This window comes from Bradyrhizobium nivariense (assembly GCF_029846695.2).
Classification (GTDB): domain Bacteria; phylum Pseudomonadota; class Alphaproteobacteria; order Rhizobiales; family Xanthobacteraceae; genus Bradyrhizobium.
Map to the genome: position 1 here is coordinate 96,807 of NZ_JARWCR020000014.1, position 16,808 is coordinate 113,614.

23 protein-coding genes and 1 pseudogene are annotated in these 16,808 nt (G+C 63.6%); 12 read left to right on the forward strand and 12 right to left on the reverse strand.

The features are described 5' to 3' along the window. The first annotated feature begins 56 nt into the window (after positions 1–56). Positions 57–584: a DUF3124 domain-containing protein gene (locus QCM77_RS14190; RefSeq protein ID WP_279664108.1), complete on the forward strand. Its 528-nt coding sequence runs from the start codon at positions 57–59 to the stop codon at positions 582–584. 64 nt (positions 585–648) lie between these two features. After that, a complete protein-coding gene (locus QCM77_RS14195) occupies positions 649–1,881 on the forward strand; it encodes an aminotransferase-like domain-containing protein (RefSeq protein ID WP_279664109.1) in 1,233 nt (410 codons plus the stop codon). Positions 1,882–1,884: 3 nt separating this feature from the next. Here the strand turns inward: QCM77_RS14195 and QCM77_RS14200 are convergent, their stop codons facing one another. Continuing rightward, on the reverse strand, positions 1,885–2,103 hold the full coding sequence (locus QCM77_RS14200; RefSeq protein ID WP_279664110.1) for a helix-turn-helix domain-containing protein: 219 nt from the start codon (positions 2,101–2,103) through the stop codon (positions 1,885–1,887). A 210-nt stretch (positions 2,104–2,313) separates the two neighbouring features. Between QCM77_RS14200 and QCM77_RS14205 the strand changes: the two genes are divergently transcribed. Continuing rightward, a complete protein-coding gene (locus tag QCM77_RS14205; protein WP_279664111.1) occupies positions 2,314–2,766 on the forward strand; it encodes a hypothetical protein in 453 nt (150 codons plus the stop codon). A gap of 95 nt (positions 2,767–2,861) precedes the next feature. Continuing rightward, positions 2,862–3,086, forward strand: coding sequence for a hypothetical protein (locus QCM77_RS14210; protein WP_279664112.1), 225 nt, complete (start codon positions 2,862–2,864; stop codon positions 3,084–3,086). A 69-nt stretch (positions 3,087–3,155) separates the two neighbouring features. Here QCM77_RS14210 and QCM77_RS14215 read toward each other — a convergent pair whose 3' ends face one another. The 8 genes from QCM77_RS14215 to QCM77_RS14250 all read right to left on the reverse strand — a co-directional run bounded on the left by QCM77_RS14215 (position 3,156) and on the right by QCM77_RS14250 (position 11,047). Next, a complete protein-coding gene (locus QCM77_RS14215; protein WP_279664113.1) occupies positions 3,156–3,974 on the reverse strand; it encodes an aldo/keto reductase in 819 nt (272 codons plus the stop codon). Positions 3,975–4,119: 145 nt separating this feature from the next. Further along, positions 4,120–5,685: an alkaline phosphatase D family protein gene (locus QCM77_RS14220; RefSeq protein ID WP_279683982.1), complete on the reverse strand. Its 1,566-nt coding sequence runs from the start codon at positions 5,683–5,685 to the stop codon at positions 4,120–4,122. 219 nt (positions 5,686–5,904) lie between these two features. Then, complete coding sequence (locus QCM77_RS14225; protein WP_279664116.1) at positions 5,905–6,330, reverse strand: hypothetical protein; 426 nt, start codon at positions 6,328–6,330, stop codon at positions 5,905–5,907. A 107-nt stretch (positions 6,331–6,437) separates the two neighbouring features. Beyond that, positions 6,438–7,439, reverse strand: a complete 1,002-nt coding sequence (locus tag QCM77_RS14230) for an NAD(P)H-dependent flavin oxidoreductase (protein WP_279664118.1) — start codon at positions 7,437–7,439, stop codon at positions 6,438–6,440. Between the two features lie 93 nt (positions 7,440–7,532). Beyond that, entirely contained in the window at positions 7,533–9,152 is a 1,620-nt protein-coding gene (locus tag QCM77_RS14235) for a DHA2 family efflux MFS transporter permease subunit (protein WP_279664119.1), read from the reverse strand. Then, entirely contained in the window at positions 9,149–10,300 is a 1,152-nt protein-coding gene (locus QCM77_RS14240) for an HlyD family secretion protein (RefSeq protein WP_279683983.1), read from the reverse strand. Before QCM77_RS14240 ends, QCM77_RS14235 begins: the two co-directional genes overlap by 4 nt. Positions 10,301–10,490: 190 nt before the next feature. Further along, entirely contained in the window at positions 10,491–10,649 is a 159-nt protein-coding gene (locus QCM77_RS14245) for a hypothetical protein (RefSeq protein ID WP_279664121.1), read from the reverse strand. A 23-nt stretch (positions 10,650–10,672) separates the two neighbouring features. Beyond that, complete coding sequence (locus tag QCM77_RS14250) at positions 10,673–11,047, reverse strand: PRC-barrel domain-containing protein (RefSeq protein WP_279664122.1); 375 nt, start codon at positions 11,045–11,047, stop codon at positions 10,673–10,675. A gap of 137 nt (positions 11,048–11,184) precedes the next feature. Between QCM77_RS14250 and QCM77_RS14255 the strand changes: the two genes are divergently transcribed. The 7 genes and pseudogenes from QCM77_RS14255 to QCM77_RS14285 all read left to right on the forward strand — a co-directional run bounded on the left by QCM77_RS14255 (position 11,185) and on the right by QCM77_RS14285 (position 15,594). Further along, positions 11,185–12,975: a thiamine pyrophosphate-requiring protein gene (locus tag QCM77_RS14255; RefSeq protein ID WP_279664123.1), complete on the forward strand. Its 1,791-nt coding sequence runs from the start codon at positions 11,185–11,187 to the stop codon at positions 12,973–12,975. Positions 12,976–12,983: 8 nt separating this feature from the next. Then, complete coding sequence (locus QCM77_RS14260; protein WP_279664124.1) at positions 12,984–13,211, forward strand: hypothetical protein; 228 nt, start codon at positions 12,984–12,986, stop codon at positions 13,209–13,211. Between the two features lie 87 nt (positions 13,212–13,298). Further along, the gene (locus QCM77_RS14265; RefSeq protein ID WP_279664125.1) at positions 13,299–13,850 is read left to right on the forward strand and encodes a DUF4142 domain-containing protein; all 552 of its coding nucleotides are present in this window, start codon (positions 13,299–13,301) and stop codon (positions 13,848–13,850) included. A 94-nt stretch (positions 13,851–13,944) separates the two neighbouring features. Next, positions 13,945–14,115, forward strand: a pseudogene (locus tag QCM77_RS14270) (SDR family oxidoreductase); the annotation flags it as partial. Positions 14,116–14,183: 68 nt separating this feature from the next. Further along, positions 14,184–14,765 (forward strand): phosphatase PAP2 family protein, encoded by a 582-nt coding sequence (locus tag QCM77_RS14275; RefSeq protein ID WP_279664126.1) that lies wholly within the window; start codon positions 14,184–14,186, stop codon positions 14,763–14,765. Continuing rightward, positions 14,762–15,109 carry a DUF3147 family protein gene (locus tag QCM77_RS14280; RefSeq protein ID WP_279664127.1) on the forward strand — a complete coding sequence of 116 codons (348 nt, stop codon included), beginning with the start codon at positions 14,762–14,764 and terminating at the stop codon, positions 15,107–15,109. The genes QCM77_RS14275 and QCM77_RS14280 overlap by 4 nt, the downstream gene beginning before the upstream one ends. Next, complete coding sequence (locus QCM77_RS14285) at positions 15,109–15,594, forward strand: DUF3147 family protein (RefSeq protein WP_279664128.1); 486 nt, start codon at positions 15,109–15,111, stop codon at positions 15,592–15,594. The genes QCM77_RS14280 and QCM77_RS14285 overlap by 1 nt, the downstream gene beginning before the upstream one ends. On the opposite strand, the gene QCM77_RS14290 is transcribed toward QCM77_RS14285, so the two are convergent. Continuing rightward, positions 15,562–15,729: a hypothetical protein gene (locus tag QCM77_RS14290; protein ID WP_279664129.1), complete on the reverse strand. Its 168-nt coding sequence runs from the start codon at positions 15,727–15,729 to the stop codon at positions 15,562–15,564. The two genes, QCM77_RS14285 and QCM77_RS14290, sit on opposite strands and share 33 nt — an antisense overlap. Positions 15,730–15,889: 160 nt before the next feature. On the opposite strand from QCM77_RS14290, the gene QCM77_RS14295 reads away from it, so the two are divergent. After that, positions 15,890–16,138 carry a hypothetical protein gene (locus tag QCM77_RS14295; RefSeq protein WP_279664130.1) on the forward strand — a complete coding sequence of 83 codons (249 nt, stop codon included), beginning with the start codon at positions 15,890–15,892 and terminating at the stop codon, positions 16,136–16,138. 207 nt (positions 16,139–16,345) lie between these two features. Here the strand turns inward: QCM77_RS14295 and QCM77_RS14300 are convergent, their stop codons facing one another. Continuing rightward, complete coding sequence (locus QCM77_RS14300) at positions 16,346–16,552, reverse strand: hypothetical protein (protein ID WP_279664131.1); 207 nt, start codon at positions 16,550–16,552, stop codon at positions 16,346–16,348. Between the two features lie 70 nt (positions 16,553–16,622). Then, positions 16,623–16,760, reverse strand: coding sequence for a hypothetical protein (locus QCM77_RS14305; RefSeq protein ID WP_279664132.1), 138 nt, complete (start codon positions 16,758–16,760; stop codon positions 16,623–16,625). Between the last annotated feature and the right edge of the window lie 48 nt (positions 16,761–16,808).

Consider the following 16,808-nt stretch of genomic DNA (forward strand, 5'->3'; position numbering starts at 1 on the left):
CCGTTTTGCCGCACCCTAGTGATCGAGTGCGGCGCGGCAAGCGAGCAATTCGTCACATGCGGATGGGGCTCGCCGTTGCAATGCTGCTATGCCCGCTCGCGCCCGCTCCGCCCGCGCTCGCGCAGCCCAAAGTCAATATCGAGCAGAGTTCTGCCGATTCGCTCACCGCGATGCCGAAGGACGAACTCGCCGTCTCCGGCGGATTCTACGTGCCGGCCTATTCCAGCGTGGCAATGAGCCAGGGCAAGCTGCGCGTCGATTTCTCGGTGACGCTGAGCATCCACAACGCCTCGGAGACCCAGGCGCTGGTGGTCAAGCGCATCGCCTATTTCGATACCGCAGGCAAGCAGGTCGAGAGCTATTTGAAGGCGCCGGTCGCGTTGAAGCCGCTCGCCACCGTCTCGATCTTCATTCCGACCGACGACGTGCGCGGCGGGACCGGAGCCAATTTCATCGTCGACTGGGCCGCAACAAGCGAGATCGCCGAGCCTGTGGTCGAGGCCTTGATGGTTGGCGGCGTCGCCAATGCACATTACGCTTTCATCAGCCAGGGCCGTCCGACCCGGACGGTCGGCAAGAAGTAAGCAAGAAGTACGACTGACCGGCGCAAAGCCGGCAGCCTGACAAGAATAGAACGAGGAACGCCCCATGTCGTCCAGCTTCGATTTCGCGCCCCTGTTTCCCGCAGGGCTGCCAGCCCCTTCTGCGCGCTGGACGGGCCTCGCCAAATACAGTTTTGTTGGCGGCAACAACGACTCCGAGCAGTTGCCGCTCGATCACTTGATCGAGGCGACCAACCTAGCTCTGCAACGCGAAGGCCGCTCACTCGCCACTTACGGGCTGGCACATGGTCCCCAGGGCTACCTGCCCTTGCGCGAATTCCTGGTGACAAAACTCAAGCGCGATGCCGGCATCAGCTGCACGGCCGACGATCTCCTGATCGTCTCCGGCTCGCTGCAGGCGCTCGACCTCGTCAACGCCACGCTGCTGACGCGCGGCGATACCGTGATCTTCGAGCAGGACAGCTATCAGGGCTCGTTGACCCGCTTGGCACGGCTCGGAGTCAACGTGGTTGGCATCCCCCTCGACAACGACGGCATGCGCATGGACGTGCTGGCCTCGACGCTGGCCGACCTCAAGCGCCGCGGCATCCGGCCGAAATACGTCTACACCATTCCGACGGTGCAGAACCCGACCGGCAGCATCATGCCGGAGGGCCGCCGCACGGAGTTGTTGCGGCTGTCGGCAGAATACGGCGTGCCTGTATTCGAGGACGACTGCTATGCCGATCTGGTCTGGTCAGGACAGCGGCCTCCGGCGATCTATGCGATGAGCCCGAACGGCGGCGTGATCCATATCGGCTCGTTCTCGAAGTCGATCGCGCCGGCTCTGCGCGTCGGCTTCATCGTCGCGCCCTGGGATGTGATGTCGCGGATGCTGGCACTGAAGACGGACGCCGGCTCCGGCGCACTGGAGCAGATGGTGCTGGCCGCCTATTGCAAGCCGCATTTTTCGACCCACGTGCCGGCCCTGACGAAGGCGCTGCGCACCAAGCTCGATACGCTGATGGAAGCCCTCAACGAGCAATTCGGGACGGCCGCCGAGTTCGAGGAGCCGAAAGGCGGCATCTTCCTGTGGGTGAAGCTGCCCGATCAGGTCGATACGTTAAAGCTATATCAGGCCGCGCTTGCCGCCGGCGTATCGATCAATCCGGGGCCGGAATGGTCGACCGACAAAAACCATTCCAGATCGCGGCTGCGGCTATGCTTTGCGAGCCCTTCGCATCAGCAGATCCGCGAGGGCGTCGCCGTGCTGGCCGAGATCTGCCGCAAGGAGTTCGGCGTGCCGGCCCGTAGCGCCAATGTGGAGAAGCGGGCCTAAGGCTCAGCCGATCTGGGGCTGGCTGCCGTGGATCGCGGAGGCCAGCCGCAGCAGCAGCACGATCGAGACGTTGCCCTTGCCGGCCTCGATCTGGGCGATGTAACGCTCGGAAATCCCGGAGCGGCGGGCAAGCTCCCGCCGCGACAGGTCGCAGCGCATGCGCGAGGACCTCAAGCGGTCGCCCAGCTCGGCCAGAAACGCGGTCTCGGAATAAGGCGGCACGGCACAGCTCCCCGGCAGCACCTCACCTGCGAAATCCCTGACTGATTCAGCATCGGTCCATCCAATCTCGCCTTCGGGAGCGCCATCCTACCCCGGAAGCGGCCGGCCTCATTGACGCGGATCAAATTCGCGCCCGAATGGCGGTCAGCGTGGACGATCGCGCGCGGGATGCTACACTTCGGAATTATTGGAGGTGGGGCTTTTCAGAACATGACGTGTTGTTTGAGCCGCTGGATCACGGCGGCGTTGCTGTGGCTTGCATTCACGCCAGCGGCCGGCGCCGAGACGCTTGCGGCGAGGGTCGAGCAATGGGGCCTGCTCGGCACATGGGCGGTCGATTGCGCGGCTCGGCCCGACCGCGACAAGGGCGCGCTCTTGACTTACGAGATCCGGAAGGACGAAAGGGTGATGTACCGGCGCAATTTCGGCGAGGCCAAGGACGACAACGAAGTGGTGTCCGCCACGGTCAGCGCCGAGGGCCTGCTCAATGTGATGGTGTACTTCCCGTCGCTGCGGCAGACACGCGAGTTCGGCCTGTTGCTATCGAAGCAAGGTAGCCTGCGCGCGATCTACAATCGCAGCGAACGCGGCGAATACACGATCAGGGACGGCAAATACGTCGCGACGGGCGCTCCGACGCCGCTGCAGCAACGCTGCGATTAACCACCTGAACATCCATTCAGAATTCTCCTGCGATTCCTCCGGAACGTTCACGCGAATGCGCTGTTTAGATTTGCATTCGATTGGAGGAGGACATCATGAAGAAGCTCGGTTATGTGGTTGCCGCTATCGGCGCGCTCGCGGTTGCATTGCCGACGCTCGCCAGCGCGGAGACGGTGGTGATCAACCGTGGTCATCACTACGGCCCGTATGGCGCCCGCGCCGAATACGGCATGCATCGCGATCACGGCTGGCATCGCGGTTGGTACCATCGCGATCGGGTCGTGGTGGTGAAGCGTGGTCACCGTCACCACTGGGACTAATGCGCAAGGCAATATGGAAATGGCCCCTCAGGGGGCCATTTCTTTGCGTGTTCGAAACGTTCGGCGAGGTCAGTCCCACGCCGGCGCGAAGCCGGGATTGACGCAGCGCCTATCCTTCGGCAGCGCGGCGATCTTGTTGCGGTCGGCCTCGTCGAGCGGGATCTTCAGCGCGTCGAGATTAGCCAGCTGGCTCTCGCGGCGTGAGGCCTTCGGGATCGCGGCGACGCCATCCTGGTCGAGCAGCCATTTCAGCGCGACCTGCGCAGCGGTCGCATTGTGCTTGGCGCCGATCTCGGCCAGCACCGGATCGGATGCGACGCGCCCCTGCGCGAGCGGACAATAGGCGACCAGCGGGATCGACTTGGCGTTGAGATAGGCCAGCACCTTCGATTGATCGAGCATGGCGTGATATTCGATCTGATTGCAGGCGATCGGCGCCTTGATGTCCTCGACCGCGATCTTGAGCAGCGCCGTGGTGAAGTTGGCGACGCCAATTGCCCGCGTGCGCCCCTCCTCCTTCAGCTTCATCAAGGTGTCGAACACCGGGCCCCAGCTCGCCGCCTTCGAGGGCCAGTGCACGAGATAGAGGTCGACATGGTCGAGCCTGAGCTTCGTCAGGCTGGCGTCGAAGGCGCGCCGGATGGCGTCGGGGCTGAGGTTCTCGTGCCAGACTTTGGTCGTGACGTGCAGCTCGCCGCGCGGCAGCCGGGCCGCGGTGAGCGCCGCGCCGATCGGTTCTTCGTTGCCGTACATCTCGGCGGTATCGATATGGCGATAGCCGATCGACAGCGCGCTCTCGACCGCCGCGCGGCAAGGATCGCCCTGCATGCGGAAGGTACCGAGGCCGAGCTTGGGCATGCTGATGCCCTGTGTCTTCAGATGATCCATGAAAAGGCTCCTGACATAGTTCAGCCCGCCGGAGGCCAGCAGCGATGCTGCGTGAGCAGACTCTTCGGTGATGGAAAAGAGGTGGCGGGAACGGACAGCATAGCGCGGGAGGTGGACGGCGGCCAATCAAGATCGGGTTAGCGACCTACGAATGCTGCGCCACCACGGCCGGGCGCGGCTGCGGCTGCGGCACGATGTCGACGGACCAGAGGTCGTGGTTGTCGACATCCTTCAGGGTCACTGTCATCACACCGCTGCGGCCGTCGATGTCGACCTTGCCGAAGAACTGCAATCCGAAACAGGGCGCCAAATTCTCGCCTTGCGCCTCGCTGCAGCCGTTCTGGTACATCGCGACCGGACCAAAGGTGTTGTCGAGCTCGCCAGGACCCCAGGTGCCGGCATGCAAGGGACCGGACACGAACTCCCAGAACGGTTCGAAGTCCTGGAATTGCGCCTTGTTCGGATCGTAGTAATGCGCGGCGGTGTAGTGCATGTCGGCGGTGAGCCAGACGATGTTGCGGATTCCGGCGCGCTTGATGGACGCGAGAAGATCGGCGATCTCGTGCTCGCGCCGGTCGGGCGGCCCATTGCCGAGCGCGACGGCATCGAGACTGATGAGGCCGATCGGCAAATCGGCAGCGATCACCTTCCAGGTCGCGCGCGAGGCGGCGAGCTCGCGCTTCAGCCAGGCGAGCTGCTCGGCACCCAAAATCCAGCCGCGGTGATCGTCGCCCTTGTTCCAGCTATCGTCGCGAAAACTGCGCATGTCGATCATAAAGACGTCGAGCAGCGGACCATAGGCGATCTTGCGATAGACCCGCGCCTTTCGCGCGCCGACGTCGCGGATCGGCATGAAGTCGAAGAAGGCGCGGCGGGCGCGCGCGACCAAGCGCGGGGTGCCGTCATCCTCATGGCCGGCCCCGTCATAGCTGCCGGTCGGCGACCAGTCGTTGGTGACCTCGTGGTCGTCCCACTGCGCGAACATCGGCACCTCGGCGTGGAAGGCGCGGAAGTGCTGGTCGAGATGGTTGTATTTGTAATTGCCGCGGAACTGCGCCAACGTGTGTGCGACCTCGGATTTCTCCTCGGTCACGACATTGCGCCAAATCTCGCCGTTCGGCAGCTTCTGCTCCGAGGGAATCGTGCAGTCGGCATAGACGTGATCGCCGGAGTGGATGAAGAAGTCCGGGCGATTGTCGAGCATGGTGCGATAGCTGCGGTAGCCCCCGCGCGATGTGTCGGTGCCCCAGCCCTGCCCCGCGGTATCGCCGGACCACAGGAACGAGATCGACCGGCCGGCAGCCGGCGCTGTGCGGAAATGGCCGATGCGGCTTTCGCCGGCGATGCCGGTCGCGATATCGTCGAAGCGCACGCGATAGAAGATGTCCTGCCCGAGGGGCAGATCGTTCAGCAGCAGTTTTGACGTGAGATCAGCGTCGCGCAATGCATCGCTCGAAGCCGACGCAATAATGGTCTTGAAGCTTTCGACGGTCGAGTAGTCCACCTGCATGCGCGCCGGCCGGTCGGCGCGCGCCCAGATCACGGCGGAGTCATCCGAGACGTCGCCGGACTGGATGCCGCCTGTGATCTGCGGACGGTCGGCGGCGCGGCTGAGGTGTGGCTTTGCGAGCGCGGCGACGGCGAGGCTGGAGGTGGAGCGGACCAGGAATTGCCGCCGGGTCCAGGCGCGCGAGGCGCGGAGCGATGCCATTCAGGAAACCTTCGTCGAATCGCGACGGAAGGTGCCTGCGTCGTTTGACCCCCGGCTTACGGTTTCTTGACCCCGGGCCTACGGTTTTACGACGTGCGGATGACGGCTCGGAACTGACCTAAAGCATGATCCGGAAAAGTGCGAAGCGGTTTTCCGAAAAGATCACGCTCAAACAACAACCTAAAGCGCGATGATGATTCATCCTCATCTCATCGCGCTTTAGCGCTTCCAGTTGCAGATGCCACCCGAGCGGCAAGGCCAGGTCTGGATGCGAGTGTCCATCGCCTGCGCGTCGAGCGGATTGCCGTGGCGATGCGCGAGCTTGGTGCGCGCTGCGCCGCGTGGCTGCGCGGGCTTGGCGTGCGCGACCTTGACCTTCGGCTCCGACACGCGCACGCGTTCGGCGGCGACCTTCTTCGGCACGTCGACCGGCTCGGCGTGCGCCTGCGCCTCATTGCCGCCGCGCGCCTCCAGCGCGACCGGCGTGAAGTGGGTTTCCGGCCCGAGCCGCTTCGGCGACAACACCGCCTTCGAAAGATCGAGGCCGAGATATTCGTTTGGCTTGTAGTCGTCAGCGCGCGCGATGCCGCCCCATGCGAGCACGAGGGCGACGGCAACGGCAAAAGGAACGCTCTTCAGGACCATGGACGCCTCCTGAAATTGATTGTTAAGAGGTAATTTACCTCTACTTAGGGGGCGTCGCGCGCAATTCCAGCGGTCAACTGCCGCCGTGGTTAAGGAGTTTGGCGGTGTCAGGCGACCTTTTTCGCCGTTCCCATCCCCTCGAGGAACCCCATCAGACGGTTGCGGATGATGGTTTCAGCCTCGGCCATGATGCGATCGACGAGTTCCTTGCAGGTGGGGATGTCGTGGATGAGGCCTGCGACCATGCCGCAGCTCCAGGCACCCGCATCCATCTGCCCCTCCAGCATGATCCTGGGATAGACGCCCGCGACCTGGTCGTGAATGTCGTCGATCTTCAGCTTGTCGCCCTTCTCGCGTTCGATCTCGAGCAGGCGGTCGACATTGGCGTTCTTCAGCACGCGCTCGGTGTTGCGCAAGCTCCGCATGATCAGGCGGGTGTCGAGCTCGGTCGCCGCGACAAGAGCGTTCTTCACGTTCTGATGCACCGGCGCTTCCTTGGTAGCGATGAAGCGCGTGCCCATGTTCATGCCGGCCGCACCCAGCGACAGCGCCGCAACGAGGCTGCGCCCATCGGCCATGCCGCCGGAGGCGACGAACGGGATCTTCAGTTCCTCCGCTGCGCGCGGCAGCAGGATCATGTTGGGAATGTCGTCCTCGCCGGGATGGCCGCCGCACTCAAAACCGTCGACGCTGACGGCGTCGCAGCCGATCCGCTCCGCCTTCAAGGAATGGCGCACCGAGGTGCATTTATGGATGACCTTGATGCCGGCCGCCTTCAGCGCGGACATATAGGCTTCCGGGCTGCGGCCCGCGGTCTCCACACTCTTCACCCCGCCTTCGACGATGGCCGCGATGTATTCCGGATAAGGCGGCGCGGCGAAGGTCGGCAGGAAGGTGAGGTTCACGCCGAACGGCTTGTCGGTCATGTCGCGGCAGCGTGCGATCTCTTTTGCCAGCAGCTCCGGCGTCTTCTGCGTGAGACCGGTGATGATGCCGAGCCCGCCGGCATTCGAGACGGCGGCAGCCAGCGCCGCAAAGCCGACGAAATGCATCCCGCCCTGGATGATGGGGTGCTCGATGCCGAACAGTTCGGTAATCGCGGTCTTCACTTAAGTTACCTCCCGGAGTTTCGGTTTGTGTTTGGGTCAGTGTAGCCGGAGCTTTGCGCCGCGGTCACCATTTCTCTCCGAGCGGCCGTTGGCTCAATGCCCCCGCGCCGGCGCGCCCAGCTCAATCGAGCGCAGCACAGCGGCGGTCGGGATCATCAGCACGGCGACGATAGCAAGCGTCCAGAACACGTCGATATAGGCGAGCAAGTCGACCTGCTGCTGCAGGGTGCGGCCGACCCAGGCGACCGCCTGCGAGGCCGCATCGCTCGCGTTCGAGCCCTGAGCCTGGAAGAAGCGTGTCATCGTCTCGATGGTCTGCTGGTAGCCGAGATCCGACGGCCCGGCATGCTCGATCAGGCGGCTCTGATGGAATTGCTGGCGCTGCGCCAGAATTGTCTGCGCCAGTGCGACCCCCATGGAGCCGCCAATGTTGCGGGCGACGTTGATCAGCGCGGAGGCCTGATTGGTCTTGTCGGGCGGCACGCCGTCATAGGACGCGGTCGTGACCGGCAGGAACAGGAAAGGCAGACCGAGGGCGAGGAAGATGCGCGACATCGCAGCATAGCCGTAGGTAATGTCGCCGGTGAGCCCTGTGAGATGCCACATCGAGAAGGCGACAATGACAGCGCCGAACATGATCAGATATTTCGGCTGCACGCTGCCGACGAGGCGGCCGACCACCGGCATCAGCACCAGAGTCGCGATTCCGCCCGGTGACAAAGCGAGACCGGCCAGCATCGCCGTGTAGTTCAACTCGGTCTGCAGCAATTGCGGCAGGAGTTGCGTCGTGGAGATCAACACCGCGCCGGTGCCGAGCATGACCAGGAAGCAGGCGGCGAACTGGCGGCGGCCGAGCAGGCGGAGATCGACGATGGGATCCTCACGCGTCAGCTCCCACGGGATCAGCGCAAGCAGTGACACGGCCGAAAGCACCGCGAAGAACACGATCACGTTCGAGCCGAACCAGTCGTTGCGCTGGCCTTCGTCGAGCACGTATTCGAGCGAGCCCAGCCCGATCGCGACCAGCAGGAAGCCGATATAGTCGACCCGCAGCCCCTTGCTCAGCAGCTTCTCCCTCTCCTCCTCTGCACCCGACGGCTCCTTGACCAGTGTGCCGACCAGTAACAGCGACAGCATCCCCATGGGGACATTGATCAGGAACACCCAGTGCCAGGTATAGGTGTCGGTGATCCAGCCGCCGAGCGTCGGTCCGATCACCGGCGCGACCACGACGGCGACGCCATAGATCGCAAAGGCCTGGCCGCGCTTGTGCGGCGGAAAGGAGTCGGCGAGGATCGCCTGCTCGCTGGTCGCCATGCCGCCGCCTCCAAGGCCCTGAAGGATGCGGAACAGTACCAGCGACTGCAAATTCCAGGCGAAGCCACACAAAAGCGAGGAGACAGTGAAGGTCGCAACGCAGATCATGTAGAAGCGCTTGCGGCCGATCACGGTCGACAGCCAGCCCGAGATCGAGAGCACGATGGCGTTGGCTACGAGATAGCTGGTGACGACGTAGGTGCTCTCGTCGATGCCGACGGCAAGCCCACCGGCGATGTGGCGCAAGGCGACGTTTGCGATGGTGGTGTCGAGCACCTCCATGAAGGTCGCGATCGAGACGACGAACGCGATGAGATAAGGATTATGACCGCCCGCCGCCGAGCGCTCCGGCGACCAACCTGCAGCGGACGCGCCTCCTTGCGCCGTGTCCGTCATCGCACCCTGGTCCAGGGCACAACCGACATGCCGGGACCGACAGGCAGATCCGCCGGCCAGCTGTCGACCACGATCTTCACCGGCACGCGCTGCACCACCTTGACGTAATTGCCGGTGGCGTTTTCCGCCGGCAGCAGGCTGAACGCGGTGCCGGAGCCGGGCTGCACGGACTCGACATGGCCGGTCAGCTTACGCCCGGGATAGGCGTCGATGCGGATCTCGACCGGCTGGCCCGGCCGCATGTCGTTGAGCTGCGTCTCCTTGTAGTTGGCGACGATCCAGACCTCGTCAGGCACGAACATCATCAGGCTCTGTCCCGCAGTGACGAAAGTTCCCTTGGCGCCGCTGAGCTTGACGACGCGGCCGGACTGCGCCGCAACGACGCTGGTATATTGCAGGTTCAGCTTGGCCTGATCGAGCTGCGCCTGCGACTGCTCGAGCTGCGCCCGGGCACCCTCGAGCTGCGCTTGCAGCGTCTTGATGCCCACTTGCGCGGCGGTCACAGCGGTCTTCGCGCGTTCATTGTTGGCCTGCTGCGCCTGAAGATCGGAGCGGGTCTGCTGCTGGCGCTGCACCGTGCCGGCGCCCTTCTCGACGAGATCCTCGGCGCGCGCGAATTCCTCCTGCGAGAACTGAAGCTGGGCCTGGGCCTGTTCGAGCTGCGCCTGAGCCTGCTTGATCTGCTCCTGCTGCGAAACGATCTGCGCCTCGACATTCGCGATGTTCGCCTTGGCAACCGCGACCTGCGCATTGGCCTGATCGACGGCGATGCGATAGTCGCGCTCGTCGATCCTGGCGAGAAGGTCGCCGGCATTGACATGCTGGTTGTCCGTGACCGGAACGTCGCTGACGTAGCCGCCGACTTTCGAGGCCACGGAAAAGCTGCGCGCGGCGACGAAGGCATCGTCGGTGGACTCATAGTGGCGCACCTGGAGCCAGTAGAGCAGTCCGCCGATCAGGGCCGCGAGCAAAACGATGGCGCCAACGGTTGCCAGCAGCCAATGCTCGCGAAGCCGAGCGCGCAGCGACGGCGTCTCGGCCGACCGATCCTTGACGTCGCGGGTCTGATCAGGCGATGTGTTCGGAGCTTCCTTCGCCCTCTGCGGCTGCTCCGCGGACGGCCCACGCTCCCGTGTTTGAGCATCCACGGCGACCACCTTTCCAGGGGACTAAACTGACGGCAGAGCGGCGAAAGGCTCATGCGCCGCGAGCCCAACTACATCCCCAAGGCATGGTTCCGGCCTTCGAGAGCATCACCGCCATTCGTGATTGCACTGCTCGAGAAGGAAGCGCGGCACCGCGCGCGCTTATCTCGAATGCCGTCGTCGTGCACTTTGCTCAATGTGTCTTCGTCTCCTGCCACTTCTCGAGGTCGGGTTTTACTTCGCCCGACTTTTGCTCCTTCTCCGGATTGCCCTTCCACGGCTTGTCCGTCTGGGCATGCGATCCCCAGTCGTTCTGCTGCCGGGGATCGTCGGTGGGCCGTTCCTTGCTCATCGAGCTCCCTTTCCGTGAAACCGCTAAACGAAGGGAACGCCGTAGTAGGAGTTGATGCCGCGAACTGTGGCGTCATCCGCCCAGTTCCAATCACTCCGTTCGCCGTATTTCGGCGCGCCCTTCAGCTCCTTGGTGGTAATGCCGGTGACATAACCGCCAAGCTCGGTGTCGTATTTCAGCGACTGCCAGGGCAGCGGATAATGGTCGTTGCCAAGGCCCAGGAAGCCGCCAAAGCCGAGCACGGCGTAAGAGACCTTGCCGCTGACCTTGTCGATCATCACGCGTTCGATCGAGCCGATCTTGTTGCGATCCGCGCCATAGACCGATGTTCCCTCGACTTTGTCGCTGCCGATCAAACGGCCCATCTCGTTTTGGTCCAGTTCGCGTTGATTCAACATCTCAATTCTCCACTCAGCCAGTGTGGAGACAACCCGGATAGGTGAGCGATCGTTCCTGCTTGTTCCGCGAGTGCGGGAACATCGCCTGACACGGCCGGTTCTCTCAATTTCAAGCCCTGGCAACGAAGAGCGGCCCCATGACGTCCCAGACCGTCTCCGACTTCATCGTTCAACGTTTGCATCAATGGGGCGTGCGCCACCTCTTTGGCTATCCCGGCGACGGCATCAACGGCGTATTCGGTGCCCTGCAACGTGCTGAGGGCAAAATCGGTTTTGTCCAAGCGCGGCATGAGGAGATGGCCGCCTTCATGGCCACGGCCTACGCGAAGTTCTCCGGCCAACTCGGGGTCTGCATCGCAACTTCGGGCCCCGGCGCCTCCCATCTCGTCACCGGCCTCTACGATGCCCTGCTGGATCACCAGCCCGTGCTCGCGATCGTCGGTCAGCAGGCACGCAATGCACTGGGCGGACACTATCAGCAGGAACTCGATCTCGTCTCGATGTTCAAGGATGTGGCTGGCGCCTACGTCATGCAGGCATCCTCGCCAGCGCAAATCCGGCATCTGATCGATCGATCGATCCGGATCGCGCTGGCCCGTCGGACGCCAATGGTGATCATCCTGCCCAACGATATCCAGGAGGAGCCGTACGAGGATCCGCTGCGCGCTCACGGCACCCTGCACTCTGGCATCGGCTACAGCGCTCCAAGCATCAAGCCTCGTGACGCTGACCTCGACCGGGCGGCAGAAGTGCTCAACGCCGGCAAAAAGGTCGCGATGCTTATCGGCGCCGGCGCGCTTCATGCCACCGAGGAGGTGATCGCGGTCGCCGATCGGCTATCGGCCGGCTGCGCCAAGGCGCTGCTCGGCAAGGCTGCGCTACCCGATGACCTGCCCTGGGTCACCGGCTCGATCGGCCTGCTCGGCACCGAGCCCAGCTACAACATGATGATGGAATGCGACACGCTGCTGATGGTCGGCTCCGCCTTTCCCTATGCCGAATTCCTGCCGAAGGAAGGCGCGGCGCGCGGCGTGCAGATCGACATCGACGCCAGCATGATGTCGATCCGCTTTCCCATGGAGGTCGGCCTCGTCGGCGATGCCGCCGAGACGCTGCGCGCCCTGCTGCCGCGACTGAAACCCAACAGCGACGGCGCCTGGCGCCAGGGCATCGAAGACGACGTCGCGAAATGGTGGAAGACGCTGGATGATCGTGCACATCAGCCCGCAGCACCGGTCAATCCGCAGCTCGTCGCCTGGGAGTTGTCTCCGCGCCTGCCCGACCGCGCCATCGTCACCAGCGATTCCAGCTCCTGCGCCAACTGGTTCGCGCGCGACCTGAAGATGCGCCGCGGCATGATGGCCTCGCTCTCCGGCGGCCTCGCCTCGATGGGCGCCGCGGTGCCCTATGCGCTCGCCGCGAAATACTCCCATCCCGACCGCCCCGTGATTGCACTGGTCGGCGACGGCGCCATGCAGATGAACAACATGGCCGAGCTGATCACCGCCGCGAAGTATTGGCGCGGCTGGAAGGATCCGCGCTTCATCGTCTGCGTCTTCAACAACGAAGACCTCAACCAGGTGACGTGGGAGCAGCGCATCATCAACGGCGATCCAAAATTCGAGGCATCGCAGCGCATACCAAACGTGTCTTATTCGCGCTTTGCCGAGTTGATCGGCCTCTCCGGCATCTACGTCGACAGCCCGCAGCTGCTGGGCTCGGCTTGGGAGCAGGCGCTGGCGAGCGAGATGCCGGTGGTGCTGGAGGTGAAGACCGACCCCGAAGTGCCGCCGCTGCCGCCGCACATCACGTTGCAGCAGGCGAAGAATTTCTCGCTCGCCTTGATGAAGGGCGATCCCAACGAGAGCGGAATGATCAAGGGGGCGGCGCGGCAGATGTTGGAAAAGATCCTGCCTGGAAAGGAATGAGGTGAAGCATGAGCGATTTCCGCGATATCCAGCACGGCGTCAATGATCCCGTGGATGGCGTCGACGTCAAGCGGCAGATCAACGACAACCAGACGCCGCATGAACGGGCACAACGCCATGCAGACGTACGTGCCGAGGCCACCGCCTTGCCGACCGAGCCGTTTCTGCCCGAACGGCTTCGGCGCAAGCCGACCGATCCCATCAATCCGCGCACCGGGCGCCACCCCACGGATTAGCCGTTAGGAACCTCGGCCCCTGCGGGGTGTTGGTCGGCGCAACGTCGCGCGGCGAGAGGCTGCGCGCTCAATCGAAGGGACCGGACCATGAAACGTACCATTATCGCCCTCGCTTGCGTGCTTCTCGCAGGCCCCGCGCTCGCCCAGTCCCTTGGTGAGAAGACCGGCGTCAATTCGGCGCTTGGCGTCGCGCCTGCGACCGCCGACTTCGTCAAGGAGGTCGCCATCAGCGACATGTTCGAGATCGAATCGAGCAAGCTCGCGGAGCAGAAGGGCAACGCGCAGGAGAAGAGTTTTGCGCAGCAGATGGTGACGGACCACACCAAGACCAGCAGTGAACTGAAGGGCCTTGTCAGCGGCGGCAAGGTGCAGGCGACCCTGCCGACAGCACTCGACAGCTCGCACCAGAGCAAGCTCGACAAGCTCAAGAGCGCGAACGGAAGAGACTTCAGCTCGGATTACAATTCCTACCAGGTCAGCGCCCACGAGGACGCGGTCTCACTGTTTGAGCGCTATGCCAAGGGCGGCGATAATTCCGAGTTGAAGGGTTGGGCCGGCAAGACGTTGCCGGCGCTCAAGCACCACCTCGACATGGCCAAGGAGCTCGGCAAGGCGCCTAGCGTCGGTCAGTCCAAGTAAACATCGTCCGATGACGCCGGCCCTGCCGGCGTCCTCCCGATTTGCAACGACGCCTCTCTCCGCGCATTGGACTCGCAAAGATCGCGGAGACGGTAATGGCGGCGCCACGATGGAGAAGCTCGAAAAATTCGGCGGCATGACGCCGCTCGGCCGTCCCGGCCAGCCCGCGGAGCTGGCCTCGATCTACGTGCAGCTTGCCGCGGCCGACGCAAGCTATGCGATCGGCCAGGTCTATGGCGCTGCCGGTGGATCGGGGCAGCCGTAACGCGAGGAACCTTCGCTGTCATCCAAGCTTTACAATAGTGTCAGGAAGGACATCGCGCCTGCAGACCGATGGCATCAGTAAGCGTCAAACCTACCCGGATCGACACCGCGATCGCGAATGAGATCGCCGACCGCACCAATTCAGGTCTCGAGCACACCGCGCAAACGCTAACCTGGGCCGCCGACGAGCACGTGCTGCTCGCGCTGGCCGCAGCGGCGTGGCTCTATACTCATATTCGGAAGCCGCAACAGCGGCCTATTGCCAACCACGTTCTGGCGGTTTCGGTAGCGACTGCCGTTTTACCTCATATCCTGAAATCCGTGTTCGATCAGATCAGGCCAGATCGGCTGACCCTGCGCGGACACCGCCATGGGATTCCAATCTCAGGACAGGCGCGCAACGCCTTCCCTTCCGGTCACGCGGTCCATATGGGCGCACTTGCCTCGGCGGCGGGCTTGCTGCCGAAGACGCCACGTCGGTTGGTGCGCACGGTCGCGGTCGCGCTTTCGCTGACGCGGATTGCAGTGCTCGCGCATTGGGCGAGCGACGTGGTCGCAGGTTTCGCGCTGGGCGCGGCCGTGGAGAGACTGATGCGGCCATGGACGCTGAGCAGATCGGGGAGCGGAAAAGACAAATTGCGGGCGCCATGACCGAATATCTCCTGCGCTTCATCGCCGGCGGCCTGATCGTTTCCGTGTTCGCGATTTTCGGCGACATGCTTCGGCCAAAGACCTTTGCCGGGCTTCTGAGCGCGGCGCCGTCGGTTGCGCTGGCCACCCTTGGCATCGCCGTCGTCCAGCACGGCCCGCACTATGCTGCGGCCGAAAGCTGGACGATGATCTATGGCGCGGTCGCCCTCGCCTGTTACAGCCTCGCCGTTTGTCAGGTGCTGATGAGGTCTCGTCTCGGCGCGCTCGCCGCCACGATCCTCGCCTTTGGCGCCTGGCTCGTGGTCGCCTTCGGTCTGCTCGCGGGCTTCGGAGGTGCTGCCTGATGCTGGTCAAGCTGTCTTCATCGGTGTTGAAGCAGACGCGTTGGTACGAATACGCCGTTCGCTTCGTACTCGGCGGCTTCGCGACAGTGCTCGCGGGATTGCTCGGCTCGCATTTCGGCGTCTCTGTCGGTGGGCTCTTTCTCGCGCTCCCCGCGATCTTCTGCGCCAGCGCAACGCTGGTCGAAAGCCATGAACGCCGCACCAAGGAGAAGGCCGGTCTCAGCGGCCGGCGACGCGGCCAAGAGGCGGCCGCGCTCGACGCTGCCGGCGCCGCTTGGGGAAGTATCGGTCTTGTGGCATTCGCCGCCGTCTTCCATCTCACCGTAGCGGCAAGCGTCGCTGGTGCCTTCATTGCCGCCCTGACGGCGTGGGCCGTCGTCGCGGTGTCGGCGTGGTGGCTCAGGCGGAAGCTCCGCATCGTATCCCATCACGCACGACAGTCCCGCCGCAGGTCATCTGCGAAGAATCTCCGGTTCTTCTCGTAACGACAGGAATTCGTGCATCTCGGCTGCGGTGCGCAGCTGCTCAAGCCGTGCAGCGACGATGTCGCGCTGCATACCGAGGGGCAGGTTCGCCAGCTCATGCTCGAGCCGACATTTCTGTGCCTCGATGCGCTCCATGAAAGTGTGTGGCACAGACCGTTTACGCATTTCGCATCCCCGACGATTGGGGCTTCGGTGGTTGCAGGCCGGGCTGACGCCTTTGCCGCATCTTGTGGAACTCGGGCAGAGTTAGTTTGTTGAGTAGACTGCTCAACTTACTCATTCTGGGTGATCGATCATGAACGACCTTCGCGCTGAGCGGCTCCAGGTCATGCTCTCGCCGGAAGAGTTGGCCGCCATTGACGATTTCCGGTTCAGGCATCGCATGCCGACGCGGGCGGCAGCGGTCCGCGAACTGCTCAGGTTCGGACTGGACGCCGCGGGCGTCGACGCAGCGGCTGGCGTGAAGTCGAGCAGCTACGGCGTGTTCGGCCGCGGACCTGACGGACATATGCAGGAAGATCCCGAGAGCGGCACCGAGGACTGACCTGTAAAGGCCCGTCCACAAGCAAACGGCCCCGGCACGGTGGGTGCCAGGGCCGTCCTTGGAGATTGCTTCCGGCGCACCGGGGGCATGACAACCGGAAGCAACCTGTCGACTCTTCCCGCCAGGATTGGTTCCTTGCGAGAAACTCGTCTATTCTGCGAGCATGATCTCTCCGGAAAACCGCTCGACACGTTCCCGGATGATGCTCTAACCCGTCGGAGCGTCGCCGGAATCGTCCGGCATCACGCCGGAGCCCGGTGTCTTACTTTTGTCGTTCAGCTTGGGATCGCGCGTCGCCTCCCGCGACGGAGACCCTTGCGGATCCGTCTTTTGCACGGACTGCGCACGCCGCTTGTCGCGTGGCTGCTCCTCCGCCCGCTGATCCTTGACGATACCGTGGTCGGAATGGGCCATGATGTGCTCTCGCTTCTCCTGATGCGTCGAAGCGCTTACGCCTCGCGGCGCCGAATGTTCCGGCGAGATGTTAACTGCGCGCCGCGTGGACCGCAGCCGATGCATTTTCATGATGCACCTGCCGCACCGTCGTCACCGTCGCGAACGCGACCGAGACGCCAAAGGCGAGAATGAGCGAAAGAAGAGCCAGACGTGGACGTGGAGCCATCGCAAACCTCCTTCTGGAATCGAAAAGTCAACGCGATCGACTGTTCCT